The organism is Pseudomonas asgharzadehiana (assembly GCF_019139815.1).
Taxonomy (GTDB): Bacteria; Pseudomonadota; Gammaproteobacteria; order Pseudomonadales; family Pseudomonadaceae; genus Aquipseudomonas; species Aquipseudomonas asgharzadehiana.
The window spans coordinates 4,523,640-4,548,104 of the sequence record NZ_CP077079.1; the positions used below are offsets into that span (position 1 = coordinate 4,523,640).

The 24,465-nt window shown below is 61.5% G+C and carries 25 protein-coding genes; all 25 read right to left on the reverse strand.

From position 1 onward, the window contains the following. Positions 1 to 6: 6 nt before the first annotated feature. The 25 genes from KSS96_RS20395 to fliF all read right to left on the reverse strand — a co-directional run bounded on the left by KSS96_RS20395 (position 7) and on the right by fliF (position 24,450). On the reverse strand, positions 7 to 2,238 hold the full coding sequence (locus KSS96_RS20395) for a chemotaxis protein CheA (RefSeq protein WP_135196172.1): 2,232 nt from the start codon (positions 2,236 to 2,238) through the stop codon (positions 7 to 9). 11 nt (positions 2,239 to 2,249) lie between these two features. Next, on the reverse strand, positions 2,250 to 3,038 hold the full coding sequence (locus KSS96_RS20400; protein WP_017527636.1) for a protein phosphatase CheZ: 789 nt from the start codon (positions 3,036 to 3,038) through the stop codon (positions 2,250 to 2,252). An 18-nt stretch (positions 3,039 to 3,056) separates the two neighbouring features. Then, positions 3,057 to 3,431: a chemotaxis response regulator CheY gene (locus KSS96_RS20405; protein ID WP_003192908.1), complete on the reverse strand. Its 375-nt coding sequence runs from the start codon at positions 3,429 to 3,431 to the stop codon at positions 3,057 to 3,059. A gap of 169 nt (positions 3,432 to 3,600) precedes the next feature. Beyond that, on the reverse strand, positions 3,601 to 4,341 hold the full coding sequence (gene fliA, locus KSS96_RS20410; RefSeq protein WP_017527635.1) for an RNA polymerase sigma factor FliA: 741 nt from the start codon (positions 4,339 to 4,341) through the stop codon (positions 3,601 to 3,603). Continuing rightward, a complete protein-coding gene (gene fleN, locus KSS96_RS20415; protein ID WP_003192912.1) occupies positions 4,338 to 5,171 on the reverse strand; it encodes a flagellar synthesis regulator FleN in 834 nt (277 codons plus the stop codon). The genes fliA and fleN overlap by 4 nt, the downstream gene beginning before the upstream one ends. A gap of 104 nt (positions 5,172 to 5,275) precedes the next feature. Next, positions 5,276 to 6,592 (reverse strand): flagellar biosynthesis GTPase FlhF, encoded by a 1,317-nt coding sequence (gene flhF / locus KSS96_RS20420; RefSeq protein ID WP_017527634.1) that lies wholly within the window; start codon positions 6,590 to 6,592, stop codon positions 5,276 to 5,278. Positions 6,593 to 6,604: 12 nt separating this feature from the next. Continuing rightward, the gene (flhA, locus tag KSS96_RS20425; RefSeq protein ID WP_439653357.1) at positions 6,605 to 8,719 is read right to left on the reverse strand and encodes a flagellar biosynthesis protein FlhA; all 2,115 of its coding nucleotides are present in this window, start codon (positions 8,717 to 8,719) and stop codon (positions 6,605 to 6,607) included. 272 nt (positions 8,720 to 8,991) lie between these two features. Continuing rightward, entirely contained in the window at positions 8,992 to 9,201 is a 210-nt protein-coding gene (locus KSS96_RS20430) for a cold-shock protein (protein WP_217855281.1), read from the reverse strand. A 398-nt stretch (positions 9,202 to 9,599) separates the two neighbouring features. After that, entirely contained in the window at positions 9,600 to 10,736 is a 1,137-nt protein-coding gene (flhB, locus tag KSS96_RS20435) for a flagellar biosynthesis protein FlhB (RefSeq protein WP_017527631.1), read from the reverse strand. A gap of 3 nt (positions 10,737 to 10,739) precedes the next feature. Then, positions 10,740 to 11,525 carry a flagellar biosynthetic protein FliR gene (gene fliR, locus KSS96_RS20440; protein WP_017527630.1) on the reverse strand — a complete coding sequence of 262 codons (786 nt, stop codon included), beginning with the start codon at positions 11,523 to 11,525 and terminating at the stop codon, positions 10,740 to 10,742. Between the two features lie 4 nt (positions 11,526 to 11,529). After that, entirely contained in the window at positions 11,530 to 11,799 is a 270-nt protein-coding gene (gene fliQ, locus KSS96_RS20445; protein WP_003175300.1) for a flagellar biosynthesis protein FliQ, read from the reverse strand. Between the two features lie 4 nt (positions 11,800 to 11,803). Next, the gene (gene fliP / locus KSS96_RS20450) at positions 11,804 to 12,547 is read right to left on the reverse strand and encodes a flagellar type III secretion system pore protein FliP (RefSeq protein WP_017527629.1); all 744 of its coding nucleotides are present in this window, start codon (positions 12,545 to 12,547) and stop codon (positions 11,804 to 11,806) included. Beyond that, complete coding sequence (gene fliO / locus KSS96_RS20455) at positions 12,547 to 12,981, reverse strand: flagellar biosynthetic protein FliO (protein ID WP_017527628.1); 435 nt, start codon at positions 12,979 to 12,981, stop codon at positions 12,547 to 12,549. The genes fliP and fliO overlap by 1 nt, the downstream gene beginning before the upstream one ends. 1 nt (position 12,982) lies before the next feature. Continuing rightward, the gene (gene fliN / locus KSS96_RS20460; RefSeq protein WP_017527627.1) at positions 12,983 to 13,450 is read right to left on the reverse strand and encodes a flagellar motor switch protein FliN; all 468 of its coding nucleotides are present in this window, start codon (positions 13,448 to 13,450) and stop codon (positions 12,983 to 12,985) included. Between the two features lie 56 nt (positions 13,451 to 13,506). Continuing rightward, positions 13,507 to 14,475, reverse strand: a complete 969-nt coding sequence (gene fliM / locus KSS96_RS20465; RefSeq protein ID WP_017527626.1) for a flagellar motor switch protein FliM — start codon at positions 14,473 to 14,475, stop codon at positions 13,507 to 13,509. Between the two features lie 9 nt (positions 14,476 to 14,484). Then, the gene (fliL, locus tag KSS96_RS20470; RefSeq protein WP_017527625.1) at positions 14,485 to 14,985 is read right to left on the reverse strand and encodes a flagellar basal body-associated protein FliL; all 501 of its coding nucleotides are present in this window, start codon (positions 14,983 to 14,985) and stop codon (positions 14,485 to 14,487) included. A 161-nt stretch (positions 14,986 to 15,146) separates the two neighbouring features. Beyond that, a complete protein-coding gene (locus KSS96_RS20475; RefSeq protein ID WP_065878066.1) occupies positions 15,147 to 16,481 on the reverse strand; it encodes a flagellar hook-length control protein FliK in 1,335 nt (444 codons plus the stop codon). 87 nt (positions 16,482 to 16,568) lie between these two features. After that, positions 16,569 to 16,916: an Hpt domain-containing protein gene (locus KSS96_RS20480; protein WP_065878068.1), complete on the reverse strand. Its 348-nt coding sequence runs from the start codon at positions 16,914 to 16,916 to the stop codon at positions 16,569 to 16,571. Between the two features lie 30 nt (positions 16,917 to 16,946). Beyond that, positions 16,947 to 18,665: an ATP-binding SpoIIE family protein phosphatase gene (locus tag KSS96_RS20485; protein WP_017527622.1), complete on the reverse strand. Its 1,719-nt coding sequence runs from the start codon at positions 18,663 to 18,665 to the stop codon at positions 16,947 to 16,949. Continuing rightward, positions 18,662 to 18,967, reverse strand: coding sequence for an STAS domain-containing protein (locus KSS96_RS20490; protein WP_017527621.1), 306 nt, complete (start codon positions 18,965 to 18,967; stop codon positions 18,662 to 18,664). The genes KSS96_RS20485 and KSS96_RS20490 overlap by 4 nt, the downstream gene beginning before the upstream one ends. A 116-nt stretch (positions 18,968 to 19,083) precedes the next feature. Then, on the reverse strand, positions 19,084 to 19,533 hold the full coding sequence (gene fliJ, locus KSS96_RS20495; protein WP_017527620.1) for a flagellar export protein FliJ: 450 nt from the start codon (positions 19,531 to 19,533) through the stop codon (positions 19,084 to 19,086). 3 nt (positions 19,534 to 19,536) lie between these two features. Continuing rightward, the gene (fliI, locus tag KSS96_RS20500; RefSeq protein ID WP_017527619.1) at positions 19,537 to 20,895 is read right to left on the reverse strand and encodes a flagellar protein export ATPase FliI; all 1,359 of its coding nucleotides are present in this window, start codon (positions 20,893 to 20,895) and stop codon (positions 19,537 to 19,539) included. Then, complete coding sequence (fliH, locus tag KSS96_RS20505; RefSeq protein ID WP_217855283.1) at positions 20,885 to 21,649, reverse strand: flagellar assembly protein FliH; 765 nt, start codon at positions 21,647 to 21,649, stop codon at positions 20,885 to 20,887. The genes fliI and fliH overlap by 11 nt, the downstream gene beginning before the upstream one ends. A 10-nt stretch (positions 21,650 to 21,659) precedes the next feature. Beyond that, positions 21,660 to 22,676 (reverse strand): flagellar motor switch protein FliG, encoded by a 1,017-nt coding sequence (gene fliG / locus KSS96_RS20510; protein WP_017527617.1) that lies wholly within the window; start codon positions 22,674 to 22,676, stop codon positions 21,660 to 21,662. Then, positions 22,669 to 24,450 (reverse strand): flagellar basal-body MS-ring/collar protein FliF, encoded by a 1,782-nt coding sequence (gene fliF / locus KSS96_RS20515; protein ID WP_017527616.1) that lies wholly within the window; start codon positions 24,448 to 24,450, stop codon positions 22,669 to 22,671. The genes fliG and fliF overlap by 8 nt, the downstream gene beginning before the upstream one ends. Positions 24,451 to 24,465 lie beyond the last annotated feature (15 nt).

Below are 24,465 nucleotides of genomic sequence, written 5' to 3' on the forward strand. Positions count from 1 at the left end.
CCAGAATCAAATACGCCGAGCGGCGTAACGCTTGAGCATGCTCGGAACATCGAGAATCAGCGCGATCCGACCGTCACCGGTGATGGTCGCACCCGACATGCCCGGGGTTCCCTGCAGCATTTTGCCCAAAGGCTTGATGACCACTTCTTCCTGGCCCACCAGTTGATCGACGACAAAGCCGATACGCTGGGTACCCACGGAGAGAATCACCACATGACCTTCGTGCTGCTCTTCATGGGCGGCCGATGCAACCAGCCAGCGCTTGAGGTAGAACAGGGGCAGCGCCTTGTCGCGCACGATCACCACTTCCTGGCCGTCCACCACGTTGGTGCGCGACAGGTCGAGGTGGAAGATCTCGTTGACGTTGACCAGCGGGAAGGCGAACGCCTGGTTGCCCAGCATCACCATCAGGGTCGGCATGATCGCCAGGGTCAACGGCACCTTGATCACGATCTTCGAGCCCTGGCCCTTGGTCGAGTAGATATTGATCGAGCCATTGAGCTGGCTGATCTTGGTCTTCACCACGTCCATGCCGACGCCACGGCCCGACACATCGGAAATCTCGGTCTTGGTCGAGAAGCCAGGGGCGAAGATAAGGTTGTAGCACTCGGTGTCGGTCAGGCGGTCGGCGGCGTCCTTGTCCATCACGCCACGCTTGACCGCGATATTGCGCAGGATGGTCGGGTCCATGCCCTTGCCGTCATCGGTGATCGACAGCAGGATGTGGTCGCCTTCCTGCTCCGCCGCCAGGATGACTTTGCCGCCACGAGACTTGCCCGAGGCTTCGCGTTCTTCCGGGGTTTCGACGCCGTGGTCGACCGCGTTGCGCACCAAGTGAACCAGCGGGTCGGCCAGGGCCTCGACAAGGTTTTTGTCGAGGTCGGTTTCTTCACCCACCAGTTCCAGGTTGATCTCTTTCTTCAGTTGGCGCGCCAAGTCACGCACCAGGCGCGGGAAGCGGCCGAAGACTTTCTTGATCGGCTGCATCCGCGTTTTCATCACGGCGGTTTGCAGGTCGGCGGTCACCACGTCGAGGTTCGACACGGCCTTTTGCATGGCTTCATCGCCACTGCTCAGGCCCAGGCGCACCAGGCGGTTACGTACCAGCACCAGCTCGCCGACCATGTTCATGATGTCGTCCAGCCGCGCGGTGTCCACGCGCACGGTGGTTTCGGCTTCACTGGCGGGTTTGTCCGCAGGCGGCGCCGCGGCGGCGGCACGCGCTGGGGCCGCAGCCGGCGCCGCCGCTGGGGCAGGTGCCGGTTTGGCGGCTGGAGCGGCTGGAGCGGCAGCTTTGGCGGGTGCAGCCGCTTTGGCGGCAACCGGTGCTGCCGTAGCGGCGGCAGGTGCAACCTCGCTGAACTTGCCCTTGCCGTGCAAATCGTCAAGCAGGGCTTCGAATTCGTTATCCGTGATCAGGCCATCAGCGGCAGGCTGCGCAGGGGCGGCAGGCGCAGCGGCGGTGGCGGCGACTGCCGGCAAGGCGTCGGCCGCAAAGGTGCCTTTGCCGTGCAGTTGGTCGAGCAACGCTTCGAATTCGTCGTCGGTGATGTCGGTGCTGACCGGCCCGCCCGCTGCGGCAGGTGCAGGAGCGGCAGCGGCAGGCGCCACCGCATCAGCGGCGAACTGGCCTTTGCCATGCAACTGGTCGAGCAGCGATTCGAATTCTGCGTCGGTAATGTCTTCGCTGGTCGGCGCCGCTGCCGGTGCTTCGGCGGCCGGGGCTTCGGCTTCGGCCTTGACGGCACTGAGGGAGTTGAGCAGTTGTTCGAACTCAGTGTCCGTGACATCCGCTTCAGGCTCCGCCACAGGCTCCGGCGCCGCTTCAACCACCGGCGCGCAAGTGTCCGCAGGCTCTGCATAGCGCGCCAGGGCCGCCAACAGTTCCGGCGTGGCCGCCGTGATCGGGGCACGTTCACGCACTTGGCTGAACATGCCGTTGACCGCATCCAGTGCTTCGAGAATCACGTCCATCAACTCCGAATCAACGTGACGCTCACCCTTGCGCAGGATGTCGAACACGTTCTCGGCGATGTGGCAGCACTCCACCAGCTCATGGAGCTGGAGGAAGCCGGCGCCCCCTTTTACAGTGTGAAAACCGCGAAAAATTGCATTGAGCAGGTTCGCATCATCCGGGCGGCTTTCCAGCTCGACCAGTTGCTCGGACAGTTGCTCTAAAATTTCGCCGGCCTCTACAAGGAAATCCTGAAGGATCTCTTCATCGGCGCCGAAGCTCATGTGGGTGCTCCTTAGAAGCCTAAACTGGATAACAGGTCATCTACGTCATCCTGACCTGACACAACGTCTTCACGTTTATCGGCATGAATCTGCGGACCTTCACCCTTGGCGAGATGTTTTTGTGGATCTTTTTCCGAGAGGATCGCTTCGCGGTCATGTTCAATGCCGGCAAAACGGTCAACCTGGCCTGCCATAAGCACCAATTTGAGCAAGTTGCTTTCCACTTCGGTGACCAACTGGGTCACACGCTTGATCACCTGACCGGTGAGGTCCTGGTAATCCTGGGCCAGCAAAATATCGTTGAGGTTGCTGGAAACCGTGCGGTTTTCCTGCTCGCTGCGCGACAAGAAGCCTTCAACCCGACGTGCCAGCTCACGAAACTCCTCAGCCCCGACTTCCCGGCGCATGAAGCGGCCCCAATCGGCGCTCAGGGCCTGGGCTTCAGTGGCCATGCCGTTGACCAGGGGCGTGGCGTTCTCCACCAGGTCCATGGTGCGGTTGGCCGCCGCCTCAGTCAGCCTGACCACATAGGACAGGCGTTCGGTGGCATCGGTGATCTGTGAGATTTCTTCGGCCTGGGGCATGTGCGGGTCAATCTGGAAATTGACAATCGCACTGTGCAGCTCGCGTGTGAGCTTGCCCACTTCCTGATACAGGCCGCGGTCACGGGTCTGGTTGAGCTCATGGATCAACTGCACCGCGTCGCCGAACTGGCCTTTTTCAAGGCTGTCGACCAACTGGTGAGCATGTTTTTTCAGGGTCGACTCAAAGTCTCCCTGTGACGTTTCGTTATGCTCCATAGCTCCCCCGCGATGGCATCAGCCGTGGATGCGTTCGAAGATTTTTTCGATCTTCTCTTTCAAGGCCAGTGCAGTGAATGGCTTGACCACGTAACCGTTAACACCCGCCTGGGCAGCTTCGATGATCTGCTCACGCTTGGCTTCGGCGGTGACCATCAGCACGGGAAGGCTGCGCAGCTTTTCGTCGGCCCGCACATGACGCAGCAAGTCGATACCGGTCATGCCCGGCATGTTCCAGTCGGTTACCAGAAAGTCGATGCTCCCGCTGTTGAGGATCGGAATCGCCGTAAGGCCATCATCCGCCTCGACCGTGTTTGTGAACCCAAGGTCACGCAACAGGTTTTTTATGATCCGCCGCATCGTTGAGAAGTCATCAACGATGAGGATTTTCATGTTCTTGTCCAATTCGACCTCCAAGCAGTCTTAAACGCGCCCAGCACCTGGACGCGTCATTTCAATCAACAGGCATTACACAAAAAGGACTGCCGGGGGCACCACGGGCCGAACCCGCGAAGATCCATCACCTTCGCGGTATCGCTTTGCAGTGTCCCCACACTGCCTGTCAGCGCGCTCGCCACTCTCCCAAACGCCCCCGCAAGCGAGCGGCGCACTGGCTGTGTAACTGGCTGACTCGCGATTCGCTGACCCCCAGGACCTCACCGATTTCCTTGAGGTTCAGCTCTTCGTCGTAGTACAGCGCCAATACCAGTCGCTCACGCTCAGGCAAATTGGCAATCGCGTCCGCCAACGCACCCTGAAAGCGTTCATCTTCCAGGTCTCGCGCCGGCTCCATATGAGTACTCGCGCCGTCCTCGTGCAGCCCTTCGTGTTCACCGTCCTGCAACAGGTCGTCGAAACTGAACAGGCGGCTGCCCAAGGTGTCGTTCAAAATCCCGTAATAATCGTCGAGACTCAATTGGAGTTCGGCCGCAACTTCGTGATCTTTAGCGTCGCGACCGGTTTTTGCTTCAATTGCGCGAATTGCGTCACTGACCATGCGCGTATTGCGGTGTACCGAACGAGGCGCCCAATCACCCTTGCGCACTTCATCGAGCATGGCGCCCCGGATACGGATACCCGCATACGTCTCGAAACTCGCGCCTTTGGTGGCATCGTATTTGGTTGACACTTCGAGCAGGCCAATCATGCCGGCCTGGATCAGGTCTTCTACCTGGACGCTGGCGGGCAGGCGTGCCAGCAGGTGATAGGCGATGCGCTTGACCAGCGGCGCATAACGCTCGATCAACTCGCCCTGACTGTCACGGGCGGACTTCTTGTAGGCGTTATAGCCGTTCGCTGTCATAGCACGGGTCCTGCGCTCGTCTGATGTACCAATCGCTCGACGAAAAACTCCAGATGCCCCCGTGGGTTGGCGGGCAACGGCCAAGTATCGACCTTTTGGGCAATAGCCTTGAACGCCAATGCGCATTTGGAACGAGGGAACGCTTCGTAGACCGCACGCTGCTTTTGCACAGCCTTGCGCACACACTCGTCGTAGGGAACTGCACCGACGTATTGTAAGGCGACATCGAGGAAGCGATCCGTGACCTTGGTCAACTTGGCGAACAGGTTGCGCCCTTCCTGCGGGCTCTGGGCCATGTTGGCCAGTACGCGGAAGCGGTTCATGCCGTAGTCACGGTTAAGTAATTTGATCAGGGCGTAGGCGTCGGTGATCGAGGTGGGTTCATCGCAGACCACCAGCAACACTTCCTGCGCCGCGCGCACGAAGCTGACCACGGATTCGCCGATCCCGGCGGCGGTGTCGATCACCAGCACGTCGAGGTTGTCGCCGATATCGCTGAATGCCTGGATAAGGCCGGCATGCTGCGCCGGGCTCAGGTGCACCATGCTCTGGGTGCCGGAGGCGGCCGGCACGATGCGGATCCCGCCAGGGCCTTGAAGCAGCACATCGCGCAGCTCACAGCGCCCCTCGATCACATCGGCAAGCGTGTGTTTGGGCGTCAACCCCAGCAGAACGTCGACGTTCGCCAGTCCCAGGTCAGCATCCAGCAGCATGACGCGACGGCCAAGTTCTGCCAGGGCCAGGGACAAATTCACTGACACGTTAGTTTTTCCGACGCCACCTTTGCCGCCGGTCACCGCGATCACCTGTACGGGATGCATGCTGCCCATTTTATTTCTTTACCTTGTCTTGCTTAGACGCAGGCTACATGGCTTGGCCGCGTGAATCGCTTGCAGACCATCGATGTAGATACTTTTCACGGTGTTCATCTGACTCAACCGACCCGTTTTGCCGGGTTGTGATAGAGATCGGCGAACATGTCGGCCATCGCTTCCTCGCTAGGCTCGTCTTGCATTTGTACGCTGACGGCGCGGCTGACCAACTGATGACGGCGCGGCAGATGCAGATCATCCGGGATCCGCGGCCCATCGGTCAGGTAAGCCACCGGCAGTTCGTGGCTGATAGCCAGGCTCAGCACTTCACCCAGGCTGGCGGTTTCATCCAGTTTAGTCAGGATGCAACCGGCCAGCCCGCAGCGTTTGTAGCTGTGATACGCAGCGGTAAGAACCTGTTTCTGGCTGGTGGTTGCAAGCACCAGGTAATTTTTTGACTTGATGCCACGCCCGGCCAGGCTTTCGAGCTGCATACGCAACGCCGGGTCGCTGGCTTGCAGGCCGGCGGTGTCGATCAGCACCACGCGCTTGCGCAGCAGCGGGTCGAGGGCATTGGCCAGGGATTGACCGGGGTCGACATGGGTAACCGGCACATTGAGGATGCGGCCCAGGGTCTTGAGCTGTTCCTGGGCGCCGATACGGTAGCTGTCCATGCTCACCAGCGCGATATTCTGGGCGCCGTACTTAAGCACATAACGGGCGGCAAGCTTGGCCAGCGTGGTGGTCTTGCCCATGCCGGCCGGGCCGACCATGGCGATCACTCCGCCCTCTTCCAAGGGTTCGATCTGTGGCGTGGTGATCATCCGCGCCAAGTGGGCCAGCAACATGCGCCAGGCCTGGCGAGGCTCTTCGATTTCGTGGGTCAGCGCCAACAGGTCGCGGGACAACGGGCCGGACAGGCCGATGCGTTGCAGGCGACGCCACAAGTTGGCCTGTTGCGGTTTGCTGCCTTGCAGTTGGGTCCAGGCCAGCGAGCCGAGCTGCACTTCGAGCAACTCGCGCAGGCCATTGAGTTCAAAGCGCATCGAGTCGAACGCGCGCTGGTCGACTGCGGCGGCCGGGGCGGGCGCGGCAGGACGCGGCGGTTCGATGAAAGTGGGCTCGACCAACGGCTCGGCAGCCGTCAGCGGCAGGCCGGCGAACAACTGGCGATTGGTGGTGGCATCGCTGTCGCCGCGCATGCTCAGTTCGGCCTGGGCCGAGACGATGCGCGAGGCAGTCTTGCGCAGCTCGTCTTCAAGCTCCATGTTCGGCACGCGCGGCGCCAGGGCCTGGGGGGTGTAATCCAGGGCAGCCGTCAGCTCGACACCGCCGGCAATACGACGGTTACCGATAATCGCGGCGTCGGCGCCCAGCTCATCACGGACCAGTTTCATGGCCTGACGCATATCGGCGGCGAAAAAACGCTTCACTTGCATAACCCACTACCCTCAGCCGTTGGGCCCTACTGTCGCGACGATAGTCACTTGCTTGTTGTCAGGAATTTCCTGATAAGCCAAAACGTGCAAATTCGGTACTGCCAGGCGCCCGAACCGCGACAACATTGCCCGGACCGGGCCTGCCACCAGCAGAATCACCGGTTGGCCCTGCATTTCCTGGCGCTGCGCGGCGTCGATCAACGAACGCTGCAGTTTTTCAGCCATGCTTGGCTCCAACAGAACGCCCTCTTCCTGGCCTTGTCCTGCCTTCTGAATACTATTGAGCAATATTTGTTCCAACCTTGGTTCCAAGGTGATCACAGGCAGCTCAGAGTCAAGCCCTACAATGCTTTGCACGATTGCACGCGACAATCCGACACGCACCGCCGCCACCAGCGCGGCGGTATCTTGACTCTTGGCGGCATTGTTGGCGATGGCCTCGGCAATGCTGCGAATGTCGCGCACCGGCACCTGTTCGGCCAGCAGCGCCTGCAGCACTTTGAGCAGTTGCGACAGCGACAGCACGCCCGGCACCAGCTCTTCGGCGAGTTTTGGCGAGGCCTTGCCCAGCAAACCCATCAATTGCTGGACTTCTTCGTGACCGATCAACTCGTGGGAGTGCTTGTACAAAATCTGGTTGAGGTGGGTGGCGACCACGGTGCTGGCGTCCACCACGGTATAGCCCAGGGACTGCGCCTGGCTGCGCTGGCTGATTTCGATCCATACCGCCTCCAGGCCAAAAGCCGGATCTTTGGCGGTAATGCCGTTGAGGCTGCCGAACACCTGGCCGGGGTTGATCGCCAGCTCGCGGTCCGGGTAAATCTCGGCTTCGGCCAGGATCACCCCCATCAGCGTCAGGCGGTAGGCACTGGGCGCCAGGTCGAGGTTGTCGCGGATGTGCACGGTGGGCATCAAAAAGCCCAGGTCCTGGGACAACTTCTTGCGCACCCCCTTGATCCGCGCGAGCAATTGGCCGCCCTGGTTGCGGTCCACCAGCGGAATCAGGCGGTAGCCGACTTCCAGGCCGATCATGTCGATGGGCGTCACGTCGTCCCAGCCCAACTCCTTGGTTTCCTGGGCACGGGCCGGGGATGGCAGCAGCTCCTGCTGGCGCGCGACCTCCTGCAGCGCCTGCACTTTGACTGCGTTTTGCTTTTTCCAAAACAGGTAGGCACCGCCGCCGGCCAATGCGGCCATGCTCAGGAACGACACATGAGGCATGCCCGGCACGATACCCATGATCGCCATAATGCCCGCCGCCACGGCCAGGGCCTTGGGCGAGGCGAACATCTGCCGGCTGATCTGCTTGCCCATGTCTTCGGAGCCCGACGCACGGGTCACCATGATTGCAGCGGCTGTTGATAACAACAGTGATGGCAATTGCGCCACTAAACCGTCACCGATGGTCAGCAAGGCGTAGACCTTGCCCGCGTCGCCGAAGGTCATACCGTGCTGGAAGATACCCACGGCAATGCCGCCGATCAGGTTGATGAACAGAATCAGCAGGCCGGCGATGGCGTCACCGCGCACGAATTTGCTGGCGCCGTCCATGGAGCCGTAGAACTCGGCTTCCTGGGCCACTTCCAGGCGGCGCGATTTGGCCTGGTTCTGGTCGATCAGGCCGGCGTTGAGGTCGGCGTCGATGGCCATCTGCTTGCCGGGCATGGCGTCGAGGGTAAACCGCGCGCTCACCTCGGAAATCCGTCCGGCGCCTTTGGTCACCACCACGAAGTTGATGATCATCAGGATCGCGAACACCACGATACCGACCACGTAGTTACCACCGATCACCACTTCACCGAAGGCCTGGATCACCTTACCGGCCGCGGCGTGGCCGTCCTGGCCATGAAGCATCACCACGCGGGTAGAGGCCACGTTCAACGCCAGGCGCAGCAGGGTCGCCACCAGCAAAATCGTCGGGAACACCGCAAAATCCAGGGGCCGCAGGGCATACACGCACACCAGCAGCACCACCACCGACAGGGCGATGTTGAAAGTGAAGAACACGTCGAGCAGGAACGGCGGCATCGGCAACATCATCATTGCCAGCATCACCAGCAACAACAACGGCACACCCAGATTGCCCCGCGAGAGGTCAGTCAGGGTCGTACGGGCCGTGCCGAGCATTTGAGAGCGATCCACCACCGGTATTCCTCGTAACGTAAAGCAAACTTTTGACGCCGGGAGGCATCCTGGTGGCGGTATTGCAAGAAGCTGTCCAACTTTGGTTTGGGGGCGTGAACAACCTCACAAGCGAGCGTTTCTAAAGCCCTAGCCCCAGTTAAATGTGGGAGGGGGCTTGCTCCCGATGGCGGTGTATCAGGCAATAGATTAATTGGCTGAACCACCGCTATCGGGAGCAAGCCCCCTCCCACATTTGGATGTGTGTGCGTCCAGCGCTACCCCGCAACGGGTCGTACGTTCATAGCCTGATGCCCTTTCTTTCCTTGCTCGCTCTCGAACTCAACCTTCTGATTTTCTTCGAGCGTCCTGAACCCTTCACCCTGGATCGCGGAAAAGTGAACAAAGAGATCAGCTCCACCCTCATCCTGAGTAATAAACCCAAAGCCCTTTTCCGCGTTGAACCACTTCACCGTACCCCTAGCCATTGTCGTTCTCCGTAATCGTGACTGAGCCGCGACTCAGATATCGGCGCTCGCATCAACACGCAACGCATAAATGCCGTCGGGCCGATGAATCATTCGAAACGTCAGTTTTTTACCTGCATAAAGCACCGTCCCAGCCCAATCGTCCCGGCGAATCATCACGCCCTCTTCCCCGGAGCGCGGCACAACCCACCCCAACCCGGTCTCGGGGTCATACGATCCGACACGCCCTCTGTACCTATTCACCGCCACGCTCCCAGCCTCTCGTCTACGACCTGTGCGCCGTGCCTGCTGTAATGAAACCCGGGCGAGCGGCGGCTGGCTACTGTCAGAGTTGACAGGTAGACACCGATTGAGAAGAGGTGGTAGCGGCAACCGTTGAAGGCCAGGTGAGATGCGAATTAAGAGTCGCGGCGCAATTCCGGCGGAATCGGCAGGTCCTTGAGCGGGTCCGGGCGTTTGCCCGTGCCGGCGCGGTATTGGCGGATTTGATAGACATACGCCAACACCTGCGCCACGGCCAGGTACAACCCGGCAGGGATTTCCTGGTCGAGGTCGGTGGAGTAGAAGATCGAACGCGCCAGCTCCGGCGATTCCAACAGCAGGATGTCGTTGGCCACGGCGATTTCGCGGATTTTAAGGGCGGTGAAGTCACTGCCCTTGGCCAGCAGCATCGGCGCGCCGCCCTTCTCCGGGTCGTACTTGAGGGCCACCGCATAATGGGTCGGGTTGGTGATGACCACATCGGCGTCAGGCACTGCGGCCATCATCTTGCGCTGGGACATTTCGCGCTGCAGTTGGCGGATACGTTGCTTGACCTCGGGCCGGCCTTCCTGGTCCTTGTGCTCGTCACGCACTTCCTGCTTGGTCATCAGCAATTTCTTGTGGCTTTCCCACAGTTGGATCGGCGCATCCACCGCCGCAATGATGATCAAACCGGCCGACATCCACAGCGCGCTCCAGCCGACCACCTGCACGCTGTGGATGATCGCCGACTCCAGCGGCTCGTGGGCGATGCGCAGCAAATCGTCGACGTCGGACGACAACACCGACAGCGCCACGAACAGAATCAGGATGAATTTGGCCAACGCCTTGAGCAGTTCCACCAGCGCCTTGGCGGAAAACATGCGTTTGAGCCCGGCGGCCGGGTTCATGCGGCTGAATTTGGGCGCCATGCTGCCCGCCGCGAACAACCAGCCACCAAGGGCGACCGGGCCGATCAGCGCGGCCAGCAGCAAGGTAATCAGAATCGGCTGTACCGCCAGGATCGCGATTTTCCCCGAGTGCAGCAGGTATTGCCCCATGGAGTCCGGGTTGAGCAACACTTCACGGGGCAGGCTGAAGTTGTGCTTCATCAATTCCAGCAGGTCCAGCGCCAGACCACCGCCGTAGATCAGCAAGGCGCCGGCACCGGCCATCATGGTCGCAACGGTATTGAGTTCTTTGGAACGGGCAATCTCGCCTTTTTCCCGGGAGTCCTTTTTACGTTTCTCCGTGGGGTCTTCTGTCTTGTCCTGACCACTCTCGCTCTCGGCCATGGCTCAGCGCGCCCGTGCCAGGTCACGTAAGAACTGCAGGGCATCGGTCGCCAGCGGTTGATACTGATTGAGAATGTCGGCCATGCCGATCCAGAAAATCCACATGCCCAATACGAGGGTCAATGGGAAACCAATGGAGAAGATGTTCAGTTGCGGCGCGGCGCGGGTCATTACGCCGAACGCGATATTGACCACCAGCAGCGCAGTGATCGCCGGCAGTACCAACAACAGGGACGCGCCCAACACCCAGCCCAGGCGCCCCACCACTTCCCAGAAGTGATTGACCACCAGCCCCGAGCCCACCGGCAGGGTGGTGAAGCTTTCGGTCAGCACCTCGAACGCCACCAAGTGGCCGTTCATGGCCAGGAACAGCAAGGTCACCAGCATGGTCAGAAATTGCCCGATCACCGCCGCCGACACGCCGTTGGTGGGGTCGACCATGGACGCGAAACCCATGCCCATCTGGATCGAAATGATCTGCCCGGCAATCACGAACGCCTGAAAAAACAGCGACAGGGAAAACCCCAGCATGGCACCGATCAACACCTGCTCGGCGATCAGCAGCAACGCGCTCAGGTCCAGCGCATTGACCGGCGGCATCGGCGGCAACCCCGGCACGATCACCACGGTAATCGCCACCGCGAAATACAGGCGAATACGCCGTGGCACCAAGGTCGTGCCGAACACCGGCATAGCCATCAACATGGCCGTCACACGGAACAACGGCAGGATGAACGAAGCCACCCAGGTACTGATCTGGGTATCGGTCAACGCCAGCAGCGAGTTCATCGGATCAGCCGATCAACTGCGGAATACTGCCGTACAACTGCAGGATGTATTCCATGAAGGTCTGCACCAGCCACGGGCCGGCGACAATCAGCGTGACCAGCATCACCAGCAGGCGCGGCAAAAAGCTCAAGGTCTGTTCGTTGATCTGCGTCGCGGCCTGGAACATCGCCACCAGCAGGCCCACCAACAGGCTCGGTACCACCAGCACCGCGACCATCATGGTGGTCAGCCACAGCGCTTCACGGAACAGGTCAACGGCTACTTCTGGAGTCATCGCGCTATACCCCGCCGAAGCTGCCGGCCAAGGTGCCGATAATCAGCGCCCAGCCATCCACCAGCACAAACAGCATGATCTTGAACGGCAACGAAATGATCAGCGGCGAGAGCATCATCATCCCCATGGCCATCAGCACGCTCGCCACCACCAGGTCGATAATCAGGAACGGGATAAAAATCATGAAGCCGATCTGGAACGCCGTCTTGAGTTCCGAGGTCACGAATGCCGGCACCAGAATGGTCAGCGGCGCCTGGTCCGGGGTGGCGATATCGGTACGTTTGGATAGACGCATAAACAGCTCAAGGTCGCTGGAACGGGTCTGCGACAGCATGAAATCCTTGATCGGCCCCTGCGCCTTGTCGATTGCATCCTGGGCCGTCATTTTTTCCGCGAGGTACGGTTGCAGGGCTTGCTGGTTCACCTTGTCGAACACCGGCGCCATGATGAACATCGTCAAGAACAGCGCCATGCCGGTGAGGATCTGGTTCGATGGCGTCTGTTGCAGGCCCAGTGCCTGGCGCAGGATCGAGAACACAATGATGATCCGCGTGAAACTGGTCATCAGCATGACGAACGCCGGAATAAAACTCAGCGCGGTCATGATCAGCAGGATCTGCAGGCTGACCGAATATTCCTGGGCCCCGGCGGCGTTGGTACCCAGCGTAATGGCCGGGATCGACAACGGATCGGCGCCAAACGCCAACGGCGCAGCCAGCAACAGCATGAGCGTCAATAAAACGCGCATTACTTCTTATCCTTCTGATCCTTGCCCAGCAACTCCATGAGGCGCTGAGCGAATTCGGGCGTGGCGGGCTGGGATTGGGTGGTTTGTACCGGCGTCTTGAGCACGTGCAGCGGGGTGATGCGGCCAGGGGTGATGCCCAGCAGGATCTGCTCCTCGCCCACCTGCACCAGCACAAGCCGATCACGCGGACCAAGCGCACGCGAGCCGACCAGCTCAATCACCTGGGCGTTGCCCGGGCCGATGCTCTGCACGCGGCGCATCAGCCAGGCCAGCACGAAAATTACACCGACCACCAGCAGCAGGCCCAACACCAGTTGTGTCAATTGCCCTGCAACGCTGCCGGTAACCGGCGCGGCGACGGCCTGCACCACCGGCTCGGCGGCCCAGGCATCCAGTGGCAGCGCGACCAACAGTCCCACCATCAGCCGTTTCATATCAGCGCAACTTCTTGATGCGTTCACTTGGGCTGATCACGTCAGTCAGGCGGATGCCGAACTTCTCGTTGACCACCACCACTTCACCGTGGGCAATCAGGGTGCCGTTGACCAGTACGTCCAACGGCTCGCCGGCCAGGCGGTCCAACTCGATCACCGAACCCTGGTTGAGTTGCAGCAGGTTGCGGATGTTGATGTCGGTGCTGCCCACTTCCATGGAAATCGACACCGGAATGTCGAGAATCACGTCCAGGTTCGGACCGTCCAGGCTCACCGGCTCATTGTTCTTGGGCACGCTGCCGAATTCTTCCATTTGCAGGCGGTTGCCGGCAGGCGCGGTGGCGGCGTCAGCGGCCAGCAGTGCGTCGATATCGTCCTGGCCAACTTCGCCGGTTTCTTCCAGGGCAGCCGCCCATTCGTCAGCCAGGGCCTGGTCTTCGGCGGAAGTGTTTTCGTGTTCGGTAGCCATTACATGTCCTCGGCGGAGCAAACATTCATAAATAGGGATGTTTCAAACGGGTGGCGTCAACGACGAGTGATCGACTCCACCACCTGCAGCGCCAGGTTGCCCTTGTGGGAACCAAGCTTGACCTTGAACGACGGCACGCCGTTGGCGCGCATGATCATTTCTTCCGGCAACTCGACGGGAATGATGTCCCCCGGTTGCATGTGCAAAATATCTCGCAGGCGCAACTGGCGACGGGCCACGGTGGCGCTCAGCGGTACGTCGACGTCCAGCAGGTCTTCGCGCAGGGCCTTGACCCAACGCTCGTCCTGGTCGTCCAGGTCGGACTGGAAACCGGCGTCGAGCATCTCGCGCACCGGCTCGATCATCGAGTACGGCATGGTCACGTGCAGGTCGCCGCCGCCGCCATCGAGTTCGATGTGGAAGGTGGACACCACAATCGCTTCGCTGGGGCCGACGATGTTGGCCATGGCCGGGTTCACTTCCGAGTTGATGTACTCGAAATTGACTTCCATGATCGCCTGCCAGGCTTCCTTCAAATCGATGAAGGCTTGCTCCAGCACCATGCGCACCACGCGCAATTCGGTTGGGGTGAATTCGCGCCCTTCGATCTTGGCGTGACGGCCGTCACCGCCGAAGAAGTTATCCACCAGCTTGAACACCAGTTTGGCGTCGAGGATGAACAACGCGGTGCCGCGCAGCGGCTTGATCTTGACCAGGTTGAGGCTGGTGGGCACGTACAGCGAGTGCACGTACTCGCCGAACTTCATCACCTGCACGCCGCCCACCGCCACGTCCGCCGAACGGCGCAGCATGTTGAACATGCTGATGCGGGTATAACGGGCAAAACGCTCGTTGATCATCTCCAGGGTCGGCATGCGCCCACGGACGATACGATCCTGGCTGGTGAGGTCATAACTTTTGACGCTGCCGGGGTCGGCAACCATTTCGGTCTGTACCAGACCATCGTCCACACCATGCAGCAGCGCGTCGATTTCATCCTGGGACAGCAGGTCTTGCACGGCCATGTCGTGATCCTACTGCAATACGAAGTTAGTGAAGAGCGCCTGCTCGATCACGACTTTGCCGAGTTCCTTCTGGGCCACTTCCTGCACACTGGCAGTGACCTTCTGACGCAGCATTTCCTGGCCCACCGGAGTGGCCAGGGTGTCGAAGCTCTGGGCGGAGAACAGCATGACCAGGTTGTTGCGGATCACCGGCATGTGCACCTTGAGTGCGTCCAGGTCCGACTGGTTGCGCGCCAGCAAGGTAATGCTCACCTGCAAATAGCGTTGGCGACCGTTCTGGTTGAAGTTGGCGACAAAGGCCGGAAGCATCGGTTCGAAGATAGCCGGTTGCTTGGCGTTACTGGCGGTTTCGGCAACCGGCGCCGGTTTGCTTGCACTGCTGTGCATGATGTACCAGGTGCCACCCACCGAAGCGCCGATGGCCAGGAGCAGGCCCACGACTATCAACAGGATAAGCTTGAGCTTACCTTTGCCTGCGGGTGCTTTTGCTGCGTCGTCGCTCTTCGCCATGCCAATAATCCGTCACTATTCGGGGATTCATAGATCTACGCAAAGGCAAGAGCAAGTGTTATGCCAGAGTTGTCCGGCAAGTCGCAGACGAAAGCACACCCCAAAGCAAATGTGGGAGGGGGCAAGCCCCCTCCCACATTTTGTCCTACGCCAGGCTCAGGTCAGGCGTAGTAGTCCACGGCGCTGGAGCCGATCACGGTTGAGGTCAGGGGCGCCACGGCCTCAGCCACATCAATGGGGTTGCCGCCATCGCCATTATCACCACCGCGCCCGCCGCTGCCGCTCACACCACGGGTCTGGGCCTGCTGTTGTTGTTGCTCCTGGCCACGGGACTGGTCGGAAACGTTGACGTCCACCTGGCCCATGCCCTGCTGCGCGAACATTTCCCGCAGGCGGCCGGACTGGCTTTCCAGCGCTTCACGCACCACCGGGTGGGCGCTCATGAAGTTGACCTGGGCCTGTTGATCGGCGGTCATGTTGACTTTGATATCCAGGCGTCCGAGTTCGGCGGGCTGTAATTGGATCTCCGCCGATTTGAGGTTGGCGCTGGACAGGTACATCACACGGTTGACGATTTCGTCGGTCCAGCCGCTCTGGTGCATGGCCAACGGTGCGTTGGCCACCGGCGGCAAGGCGTTGGCGGTTTTCGGCGTGGCCGCCTGGGTCAGTGCCGCCAGGCGATTGGCGAAGTCGTCGACACGGGTGTCGCTGCTGGCGCCCTTGAGGTCCTTGAGGCCCTCTTCGATCAGCCCGGTAAAAGCTTTGTCGCCGCCCTGGTCGGTGCTGTCCTTGGTGGCCTGCTGGTCGACCATGCCGGCCAGGCCGGCGGCGAAATTCTGCGCGGCGGTCGGCTGATCCTGGGCGGGCGGCGGCGCAGTCTTGGCCGAGGCCTGACTGCTGGCCGACACATGCCCGCCCTGCTCCATCGCCAGGCGCACGGCCGGCATCGCATCCAGCGGGTCGGCCGCAGGGTCGAAGGCGGGCTTGATCTCATCGGTGGCCGTGATCGGCGCGGCAACCTGCGCCTTGGGATCAGTCGGCGCAGCGGCGGGTGCCGGCGTCTCGACGGGAACCGGTACCGCCACCGGGGTGACGGTGGCTACCAACGCCGGATCGACCACCGGGTCAACCGCAGGCTGTTGCGCCAGGGTCGGGTCAACCGGCGCCGCCTCATCCGTACTGGCGCTGTCATCGGAGGTGGCCGCCGGCTTGGCAGGCAAGCTATTGCCGCTATCGGCAACCGCCGGTTTGCTGGCGGCAGGCTTGTCGCTGCCGGCTGCCGGTTTGGCGGCGGCATCGGCGGTCTTGTCGCGCATCGGCTTGGTCGGGGTATCGTCGCCCTTTACCGTCGGTTTCGAGCCTTGGCTGGCAAACACTTGAGCGAAGCCTGGGCCCTTGTCCCGTGGCTCCGCGGCCACCACCGGCGGGTTGGCGGCAGGTGCCTGGGGTTTGGCCGCGGCGGCAGTCTGAAGCAGCGAATTGGGAGCGACTGGCATAGGTAAAGGTCTCCACTGCATGGGGATCGGGGATGCAGTATCAGGAGGTAGAGCAAGAGTCGGGCCAGGTTCGCGATTAACCTGCCATCACAGCTGAAACCGTTGCCGCTCGCGCTCATACAAAGGCCGAACCAGGGCGAACTCAAGGTCAATCTCGTTCACCAGCTTCCCCAAGTCTATGTGGGCAGGTTCGGCCGACCCGTCTTCCAGTCGCCGGCAAAGATCGGCCAGCCGCACCGCCCCCAGGTTGCTGCTGCTGCCCTTGAAGCTATGCGCGATCCGCCCCAGCGCCTTGGCATCGTCACGCGCCTTGCGCAGCGCTTCGACGCGTTTCTGGGAGTCGTCAAGAAAGGTGTCGAGCAGCTTGGGATACTCACTTTCCATGACTTCCTGCAAACCCGACAACACCTGCGGGTCCAAATGAACCTCAGCCACTTGCTCGCTCCTTGATCAAGAATCGGCGGATTATGCCAGAGCCTCCCAGCAAAACTCTACGCAGACGCTGCGCCCACCGTCAGACCAGCCTACATCGCTGCTCAATTGGCGCACCAGGCTCAAGCCCCGGCCGGACAGGCGGTCCGTATCCAACGGTCGGGCCAGCACCTGCTCCACGTCGAACCCCGCGCCGCTGTCCTCCAGGCACAGGGTCATTTTGCCGCCCGTCGCGGTCGGCACCACGTGGATGCGCACCCGCACGTACCCATCGCTCAACTGCGCCAGGCGGTCATTGCGCTGGCGGTAGTACTCGGCGAAACCCTCGGCATCGCGTTTGAGCCGCGAGTCCAGGCCAAGCACGCCATGCTCCAGGGCGTTGGAATACAACTCGGCCATCACGCTATAGAGCGCCCCGCTCTGCTCGCGCAGGCCATGGATCTCCAGCAACAGCTGCAGCAGATAAGGCAACGGGTTGTAGCGCTTGAGGGTGTCGGCCCTGAACTCGAAATCCACCGACCAATCCAGCGGGCACGACTGGCCGCTGTCGGCATACAGCGGCCCCGTCACGCGCACCGCCGGGCCGGGCTCCAGGGTGATTTCCAGCAGGCTCACATCATCGCGCGCCTCACCACGAAACGCGGCCAGCGCCTGTTCGATATCTTCGAACAGGCGGTCCGGCTCGCGGTTGGCGGCGAACACCTGATGCAAACGCTGCGTGCCAAACAGTTGCTCATTGGCATCGGCCGTCTCCAGTACGCCGTCGGAGAGCAGGAACACCCGGTCGCCAAGCGCCATCGGCCAGACTTCGGTGCGGTCATCGAACGCTTGCGGCGACAGCACCCCCAAGGGCAAATGCCGCGATTGCAGCGGCGTGCGTTTGCCGCTGGCCACTTCATGCACATAGCCGTCGGGCATGCCGCCGTTCCACACCTCGACCACGCGCCGCTGGGTGCTCAGGCACAGCAGCGTGGCGCAGCAGAACATGTCCACCGGCAGGATGCGTTTGAGCTTGGCGTTCATCTCCCGCAGGGTTTGCGCCAGGCCATAGCCTTTGGCGGTCATGCCATAGAACACTTCGGCCAGGGGCATGGCGCCCACCGCCGCCGGCAGGCCGTGCCCGGTGAAGTCGCCGAGCAGCACGTGCATATCGCCGGACGGCGTGTAGGCCGCCAGCAATAAATCACCGTTGAACAGCGCATAGGGCGATTGCAGATAGCGGATATTCGGCGCGGCGTTGATACAGCCCGAATGCGCGACCTTGTCGAACACCGCCTTGGCCACCCGCTGCTCGTGCAGCAGGTAATCATTGTGCTTGGCGATCAGGTCGCGCTGCTCCAGCACCGTGGCTTGCAGGCGGCGCAGGCGGTCCATGGCATTGATCTTGGCCGCCAGGATCAATGCGTTGTAGGGCTTGGGCAGGAAATCATCGCCACCCGCATCCAGGCATTCGGCGAGGTCGGCGCTTTCGCTCAGAGAGGTCAGAAAAATAATCGGGACCAGCGCTTCACCCGCCAACTGCTTGATCCATCGCGCGGCGATAAAACCGTCCATCACCGGCATCATGGCGTCCATCAGCACCAAGTGCGGACGCGCGCGGGCAAAGACTTCCACGGCTTCCTCGCCGTTGGTGGCGGTGAGCACGTGGTGACCCTGGCGCCGCACGATAGTCGACAGCAGCAACAGGTCGGCCGCGCTGTCTTCGGCGATCAGAATGCTCAGCGGCTCGGAAACTGGGGCCAGGACTCTCAATTGATATCGAACAGCTTGTCGAAGTTGGAGATGGCGAGGATCTTGCGCACGTCGGAGTGGGTGTTGATAACCCTGACTTCCGCGTCGTCACCGCCCGCGTGGTCGCGCAACAGCAGGAGCATGCCCAGGGCCGAGCTGTCCATGTAGGTGGTTTCTTTCAGGTCGACGATGTAAGTCTCGGGAACCTTGTAGAAACGCTCATATGAATCTCGAAACGCCCGGTGACTGCCGAAATCGAACCGGCCCTTGATTGCAATCGTCAACTTCTTCCCATCCAGGGATACTTCTGACTCGACTGACATACGACAGCTTCCTTGTCATTGAGATACACACAAGGTTTAGCAGGTGAACCGGAAGTGGGCAACACAACAAATCAAATGTGGGAGCAAGCCCCCACATTTTTTCCTGCCGGGCGTAGTTAGAACTGTTGTTGGCGCGGAAGGCGTTGTGATAATTCGTCGAGCAGTTTTTGCTCGCGCTTGTCTTCCAGCGCTCGCGCCTCGTCGATATAGCGCTGCACCAGCTTGCGCAGCCCCTCGACCCTGGCAAACGCCGCTTGCCAGCTTTCGCGGGCTTTATCGAGATTGTTCTGATGCCAGGCCAGGCTCTGGCGCTGCTGGGCGACCGCCGTTTCCAACTGGTTGAGAAAGCCCTGGTAGCCCATCAACCACTGGCCCGACACGCCCTTTGTGCCGCGTTCGATCCATTGCTGCTGGTACTCGCTGCGAAAGCGCTCCAGGTCGCCCAGCTTGCTTTCGGCCAGGCGTACCTGGCCTTGGAAGTAACCCAGGCGCTGAACCGCGGTTTTCTCGGCCTTTTCGGCCATCTCCACCACGGGAGCCAGGCGCGCGGCGCGGCTGTTGGCCATGGCTTAGCCGCCTGGCGCAGGGGCAAAAATGGACTGCAAATGCGCTTCGCTTTCACCCATGCTGATCTTGTCATTGAGGCCCTGGCGCAGGTAGGTCACCAACTGCGGCTGCAGGGCGATCGCCAGGTCGGTGTCGCGATCACCACCGGCCACGTAGGCACCGACGCTGATCAGGTCACGACTCTGTTGATAGCGCGACCACAGCTGCTTGAACTGCTGCGCGCGGGTCATATGCTCGGGCGTGACCACCGCCGGCATCACCCGGCTGATGGACGCTTCGATATCAATGGCCGGGTAGTGCCCTTCCTCCGCCAGGCGCCGCGACAGCACGATGTGGCCGTCGAGCACGCCCCGCGCCGAGTCGGCAATCGGGTCCTGCTGGTCGTCGCCTTCGGACAAAACGGTATAGAACGCGGTGATCGAACCGCCACCGGCCTCGGCGTTACCGGCACGCTCCACCAGCTTGGGCAGCTTGGCGAACACCGACGGCGGGTAGCCTTTGGTGGCGGGCGGCTCGCCGATGGCCAGGGCGATTTCCCGCTGGGCCTGGGCGAAACGCGTGAGCGAGTCCATCAGCAACAGGACGTTCTTGCCCTTGTCGCGAAAATATTCGGCAATGCGCGTGCAGTACATGGCAGCGCGCAAGCGCATCAGCGGCGCATCGTCCGCAGGCGAGGCGACCACCACCGAGCGCTTGAGGCCTTCTTCACCGAGGCTGTGCTCGATGAACTCCTTGACTTCCCTACCCCGCTCGCCGATCAGCCCGACCACGATGATGTCGGCCTCGGTAAAGCGGGTCATCATGCCCAGCAACACCGACTTACCCACGCCGGTACCGGCGAACAGGCCCAGACGCTGGCCACGGCCGACCGTCAATAAACCGTTGATGCTGCGAATACCCACGTCCAGCGGCACGCTGATGGGGTTACGGTTGAGGGGGTTGATGGTCGGCCCGTCCATCGGCACCCAATCTTCGGCCTTCATGCCGCCCTTGCCGTCCAGCGCGCGGCCGGCACCGTCGAGCACACGGCCGAGCATGCTCATGCCCATGGGCAGGCGGCCGGTATCGGCCAGTGGCACTACACGCGCACCGGGGGCGATGCCCGCCAGGCTGCCGACCGGCATCAGGAAAATCTTGTTGCCGGAGAAGCCCATCACTTCAGCCTCCACCTGCACCGGGTGGTAGCTGTCGTCGTTGATCACCATGCAGCGGCTGCCCATGGCGGCACGCAGGCCTTCGGCTTCGAGCGTCAGGCCGACCATGCGCAACAGACGCCCTTCGAGGATCGGCTGGCCGGGCAACTCGGTGGCCTCGACGTAGCCGCCCAGGCGCTTGGCGAAGCTGGTGCGATCAAGGCGCATCGGCGGCGTCCAGGTCCACGCTCAGGTCGGGTTCGGCCGGGTTCAGCGCTTGCTCGTGCTGTTGGTCCAACAGCTTGGCCATGATCTGACTGATGCGGGTTTCCACCGTGGCATCGATGCGGCTGTGTTCGGTCTCGACCCGGCATCCACCGGGCTGCAAGGCCGCATCTTCGACGATGCGCCAGGTTTCTTCATGGCGCTCGCGCAGGGCTTTGACCTGCTCGAAATCCTGCGGGTTGATGTACAAGCGCACATTGCCGACGCCCAGGGGCAGCAGCTTGAGGGCCTCGCGCATCACGCTTTCAATATGGCTGGAGTCCAGCACCAGTTCGCGCTGGATCACTTGGCGGGCGATGTGCTCCACCAGGCGCACCATGGCTTTTTCGATCTGCGAGTCCTGCTCGGCGATGGGCTCGAACAGCCCGCCCATCAAGCGCTCCAGGCTGCCCAGCTTGATGCTCAACGCCGCCTCGGCTTCCTGGCGCACTTTGAGGGTGGTGCTGCGAAAGCCGTCTTTCTCACCGGCGGCGAAGCCTTCGTTGTAGGCCTCCTGACGGATGCTTTCCAACTCTTCCAGGGTCAGTGGCTGGACTTCTTCCAGCGGCACTTCTTCCATTTCCACCGGCAGTTCGACCACCGGTTCCGGCTCGGGCTCCGGCACATGCGGGTCGAAACTGGGCAACGACCAGATGTCGAACCCACCGACATCCCGTGCGCGAATCAGATCGCTGGGCGCCTCATCTTTGTTCGACATGCGTGGCGCCTTAGATCATTTCTTCGCCGCCCTTCCCACCGAGAACGATTTCTCCGGCTTCGGCCATACGGCGGGCAATGGTGAGGATTTCTTTCTGCGCGGTTTCCACGTCGCTGACACGCACCGGCCCCTTGGCCTCGAGGTCGTCGCGCAGCAGCTCGGAAGCACGTTTGGACATGTTCTTGAAGATCTTCTCCTTGACGCCTTCGTCGGACCCCTTGAGGGCCAATACCAGCACGTCGGAGGACACTTCGCGCAGCAACGCCTGGATGCCACGGTCGTCGACATCGGAGAGGTTGTTGAACACGAACATCAGGTCTTCGATCTGGCCGGACAGGGTGTCGTCGATCTCGCGGATCGAGTCCATCAACTGGCCTTCGACCGAGCTGTCGAGGAAGTTCATGATGTCGGCCGCGCGCTTGATACCACCCAGGGTGGTGCGCGAGGCGTTCGAGTTGCCGGAGAACTGCTTTTCCAGAATCGTGTTCAATTCTTTCAAGGCCGCCGGCTGTACGGTGTTCAGCGATGACACGCGCAGGATGATGTCCAGGCGCACCTTATGGTCGAAGTGGCCGAGCACTTCACCGGCCTGGTCGGGGTCGAGGTACGCCACCACGATCGCCTGGATTTGCGGGTGCTCGTAGCGGATCACGTCGGCGACGGCGCGCGGCTCCATCCACTTGAGGCTGTCCAGGCCGCTGGTGTTGCCGCCCAACAGGATGCGGTCGATCAGGCCGTTGGCTTTGTCTTCGCCCAGGGCCGAGGTGAGCATCTTGCGGATGTAGCTGTCGGAACCGACGCCCAGGCTGGTCTGGTCGCCGACGATCTCGACGAACTCGCTCATCACCTGTTCGACTTGCTCACGGTGCACATTGCGCATCTGCGCCATGGCCACGCCCACGCGCTGGACCTCTTTGGGGCCCATGTGGCGCAGCACTTGGGCGGCGTCGGTTTCACCCAGCGACAGCAGCAGTACTGCGGCTTTGTCGACCCGGGAGAGTTTGGCAACTGCGGCTCGATCACTCATCTGCGTTAATCCACTCTTTCACGACCTGGGCCACACGGCCCGGGTCTTCTGCCACCAGACTTTTGATTGCGTTCAACTGAGCGTCGTAACCTTCGCTCGGGCTTGGCAACAGAATGCTTTGCGGGCCGCCGAGGCTGACGCGGTCGTTGGCCAGTTCGCCGTCCAGGCCGCCCATGCCACCCAGCTCCACGTCGCCGCCACCAAAGGCCGCCAGTTGTTGTTTCTTGCCGTTGCCGGTGATGTTATTGAGCACCGGACGCAGCACGCCGAACACCAGCACCAGGATGAACAACACACCCAGCACTTGCTTGACGATGTCCCAGAACCACGGCTGCGAGTAGAACGCAGGCTCGGCGATGGTTTCGCCACGCTCGGCGGAGAACGGCATGTTGATCACGCTGACGCTGTCACCCCGGCTGGCATCGAAACCAACGGCGTCCTGCACCAGGCGTGTGAAGCGCGCCAATTCGTCGGCGCTCCACGGAGCGCGGGTGACCACGCCGTCAGCGGGGTTGACCTTGACCTGGTCATCGACCACCACCGACACCGACAGGCGATTGACGCGCCCTTGTTGTTGCTTGGTGTGGCTGATGGAGCGGTCGAGTTCGAAGTTCTTGGTGGACTGGTTCCGCTTGTCCGCCGGGTACGGGGCGAGCATCGGTTGGCCGGTGGCCGGGTCCATGATCTGCTGACCGTTGGCGTCCAACAGTGGCTGCCCAGGCTGGATCGCGCCCGCAGCGGCTGTGGCGCCGCCGGTGGTTTGCGGTGCCGAGGCCGGCGATGGTGGCTGGTTGCTCAGGGCCCCCGGCACACCTTGCGGGCCATTGCTGGCGGTACGTTGTTCGCTGGTGGACTGCTCACTGCGCAGGGCCGGCTGGTCTGGGTTGAACTGCTCGGAGGTCGACTCGACCGCGCTGAAGTCCACGTCGGCGGACACTTCAGCCTTGTAGCGGTCGTTGCCCAGCACCGGCTGCAAGATGTTATGCACACGCTGGGTGAGCATGCTTTCCATACGGCGGCTGTAGTCGAACTGCTTGCCGGCCATGGTCAATGCCGAGTTCTCGGCCTGGTCGGACAGCAGGTTGCCCTTCTGGTCGACCACGGTGATCTGCGACTTGCTCAGCTCGGGAACGCTGGTGGCCACAAGATTGATGATCGCCATGACCTGGCCAGGCTCCAGGGAGCGGCCGGAAAACAGCTCGACCAATACCGAAGCACTTGGCTTGCGTTCATCGCGCACAAACACCGAGCTTTTTGGAATGGCCAGGTGCACGCGGGCACCCTTGACGTTGTTCAAGCTGGAAATGGTGCGCGCCAACTCGCCTTCCAGGCCACGACGGTAGCGGGTGGCTTCCATGAACTGGCTGGTACCCAGGCCCTGGTCCTTGTCGAGGATCTCAAAACCGATGTTGCTGTCGGACGGGGTCACGCCGGCGGCGGCGAGCTTCATGCGCGCGCGGGCCACGTCATCGGCCTTGACCAGCAGCGCGCCGGAGTTGGGCTCCACGGTATAAGCGATGTCGGCGGCGGCCAGGGTTTCCATGATCTGCTTGGAATCCATGCCCGCCAGGCTGCCGTACAGCGGCCGGTAATCGGGTTGCTGCGACCACAACACCACGGCAAAACCAATCGCCACGCTGGCAGCCAGGCCGACCAACAGGCCCACCTGACGCAACATGGTCATTTCCGAGAGGTTTTCCAGGAACGACAGGCCAAACAGCGGCGGTTTGCCGTCTGCCTTGGCGGGGACGTTGTCGGAGACTGCTTCTGCCATGATTTAAATCTCGCC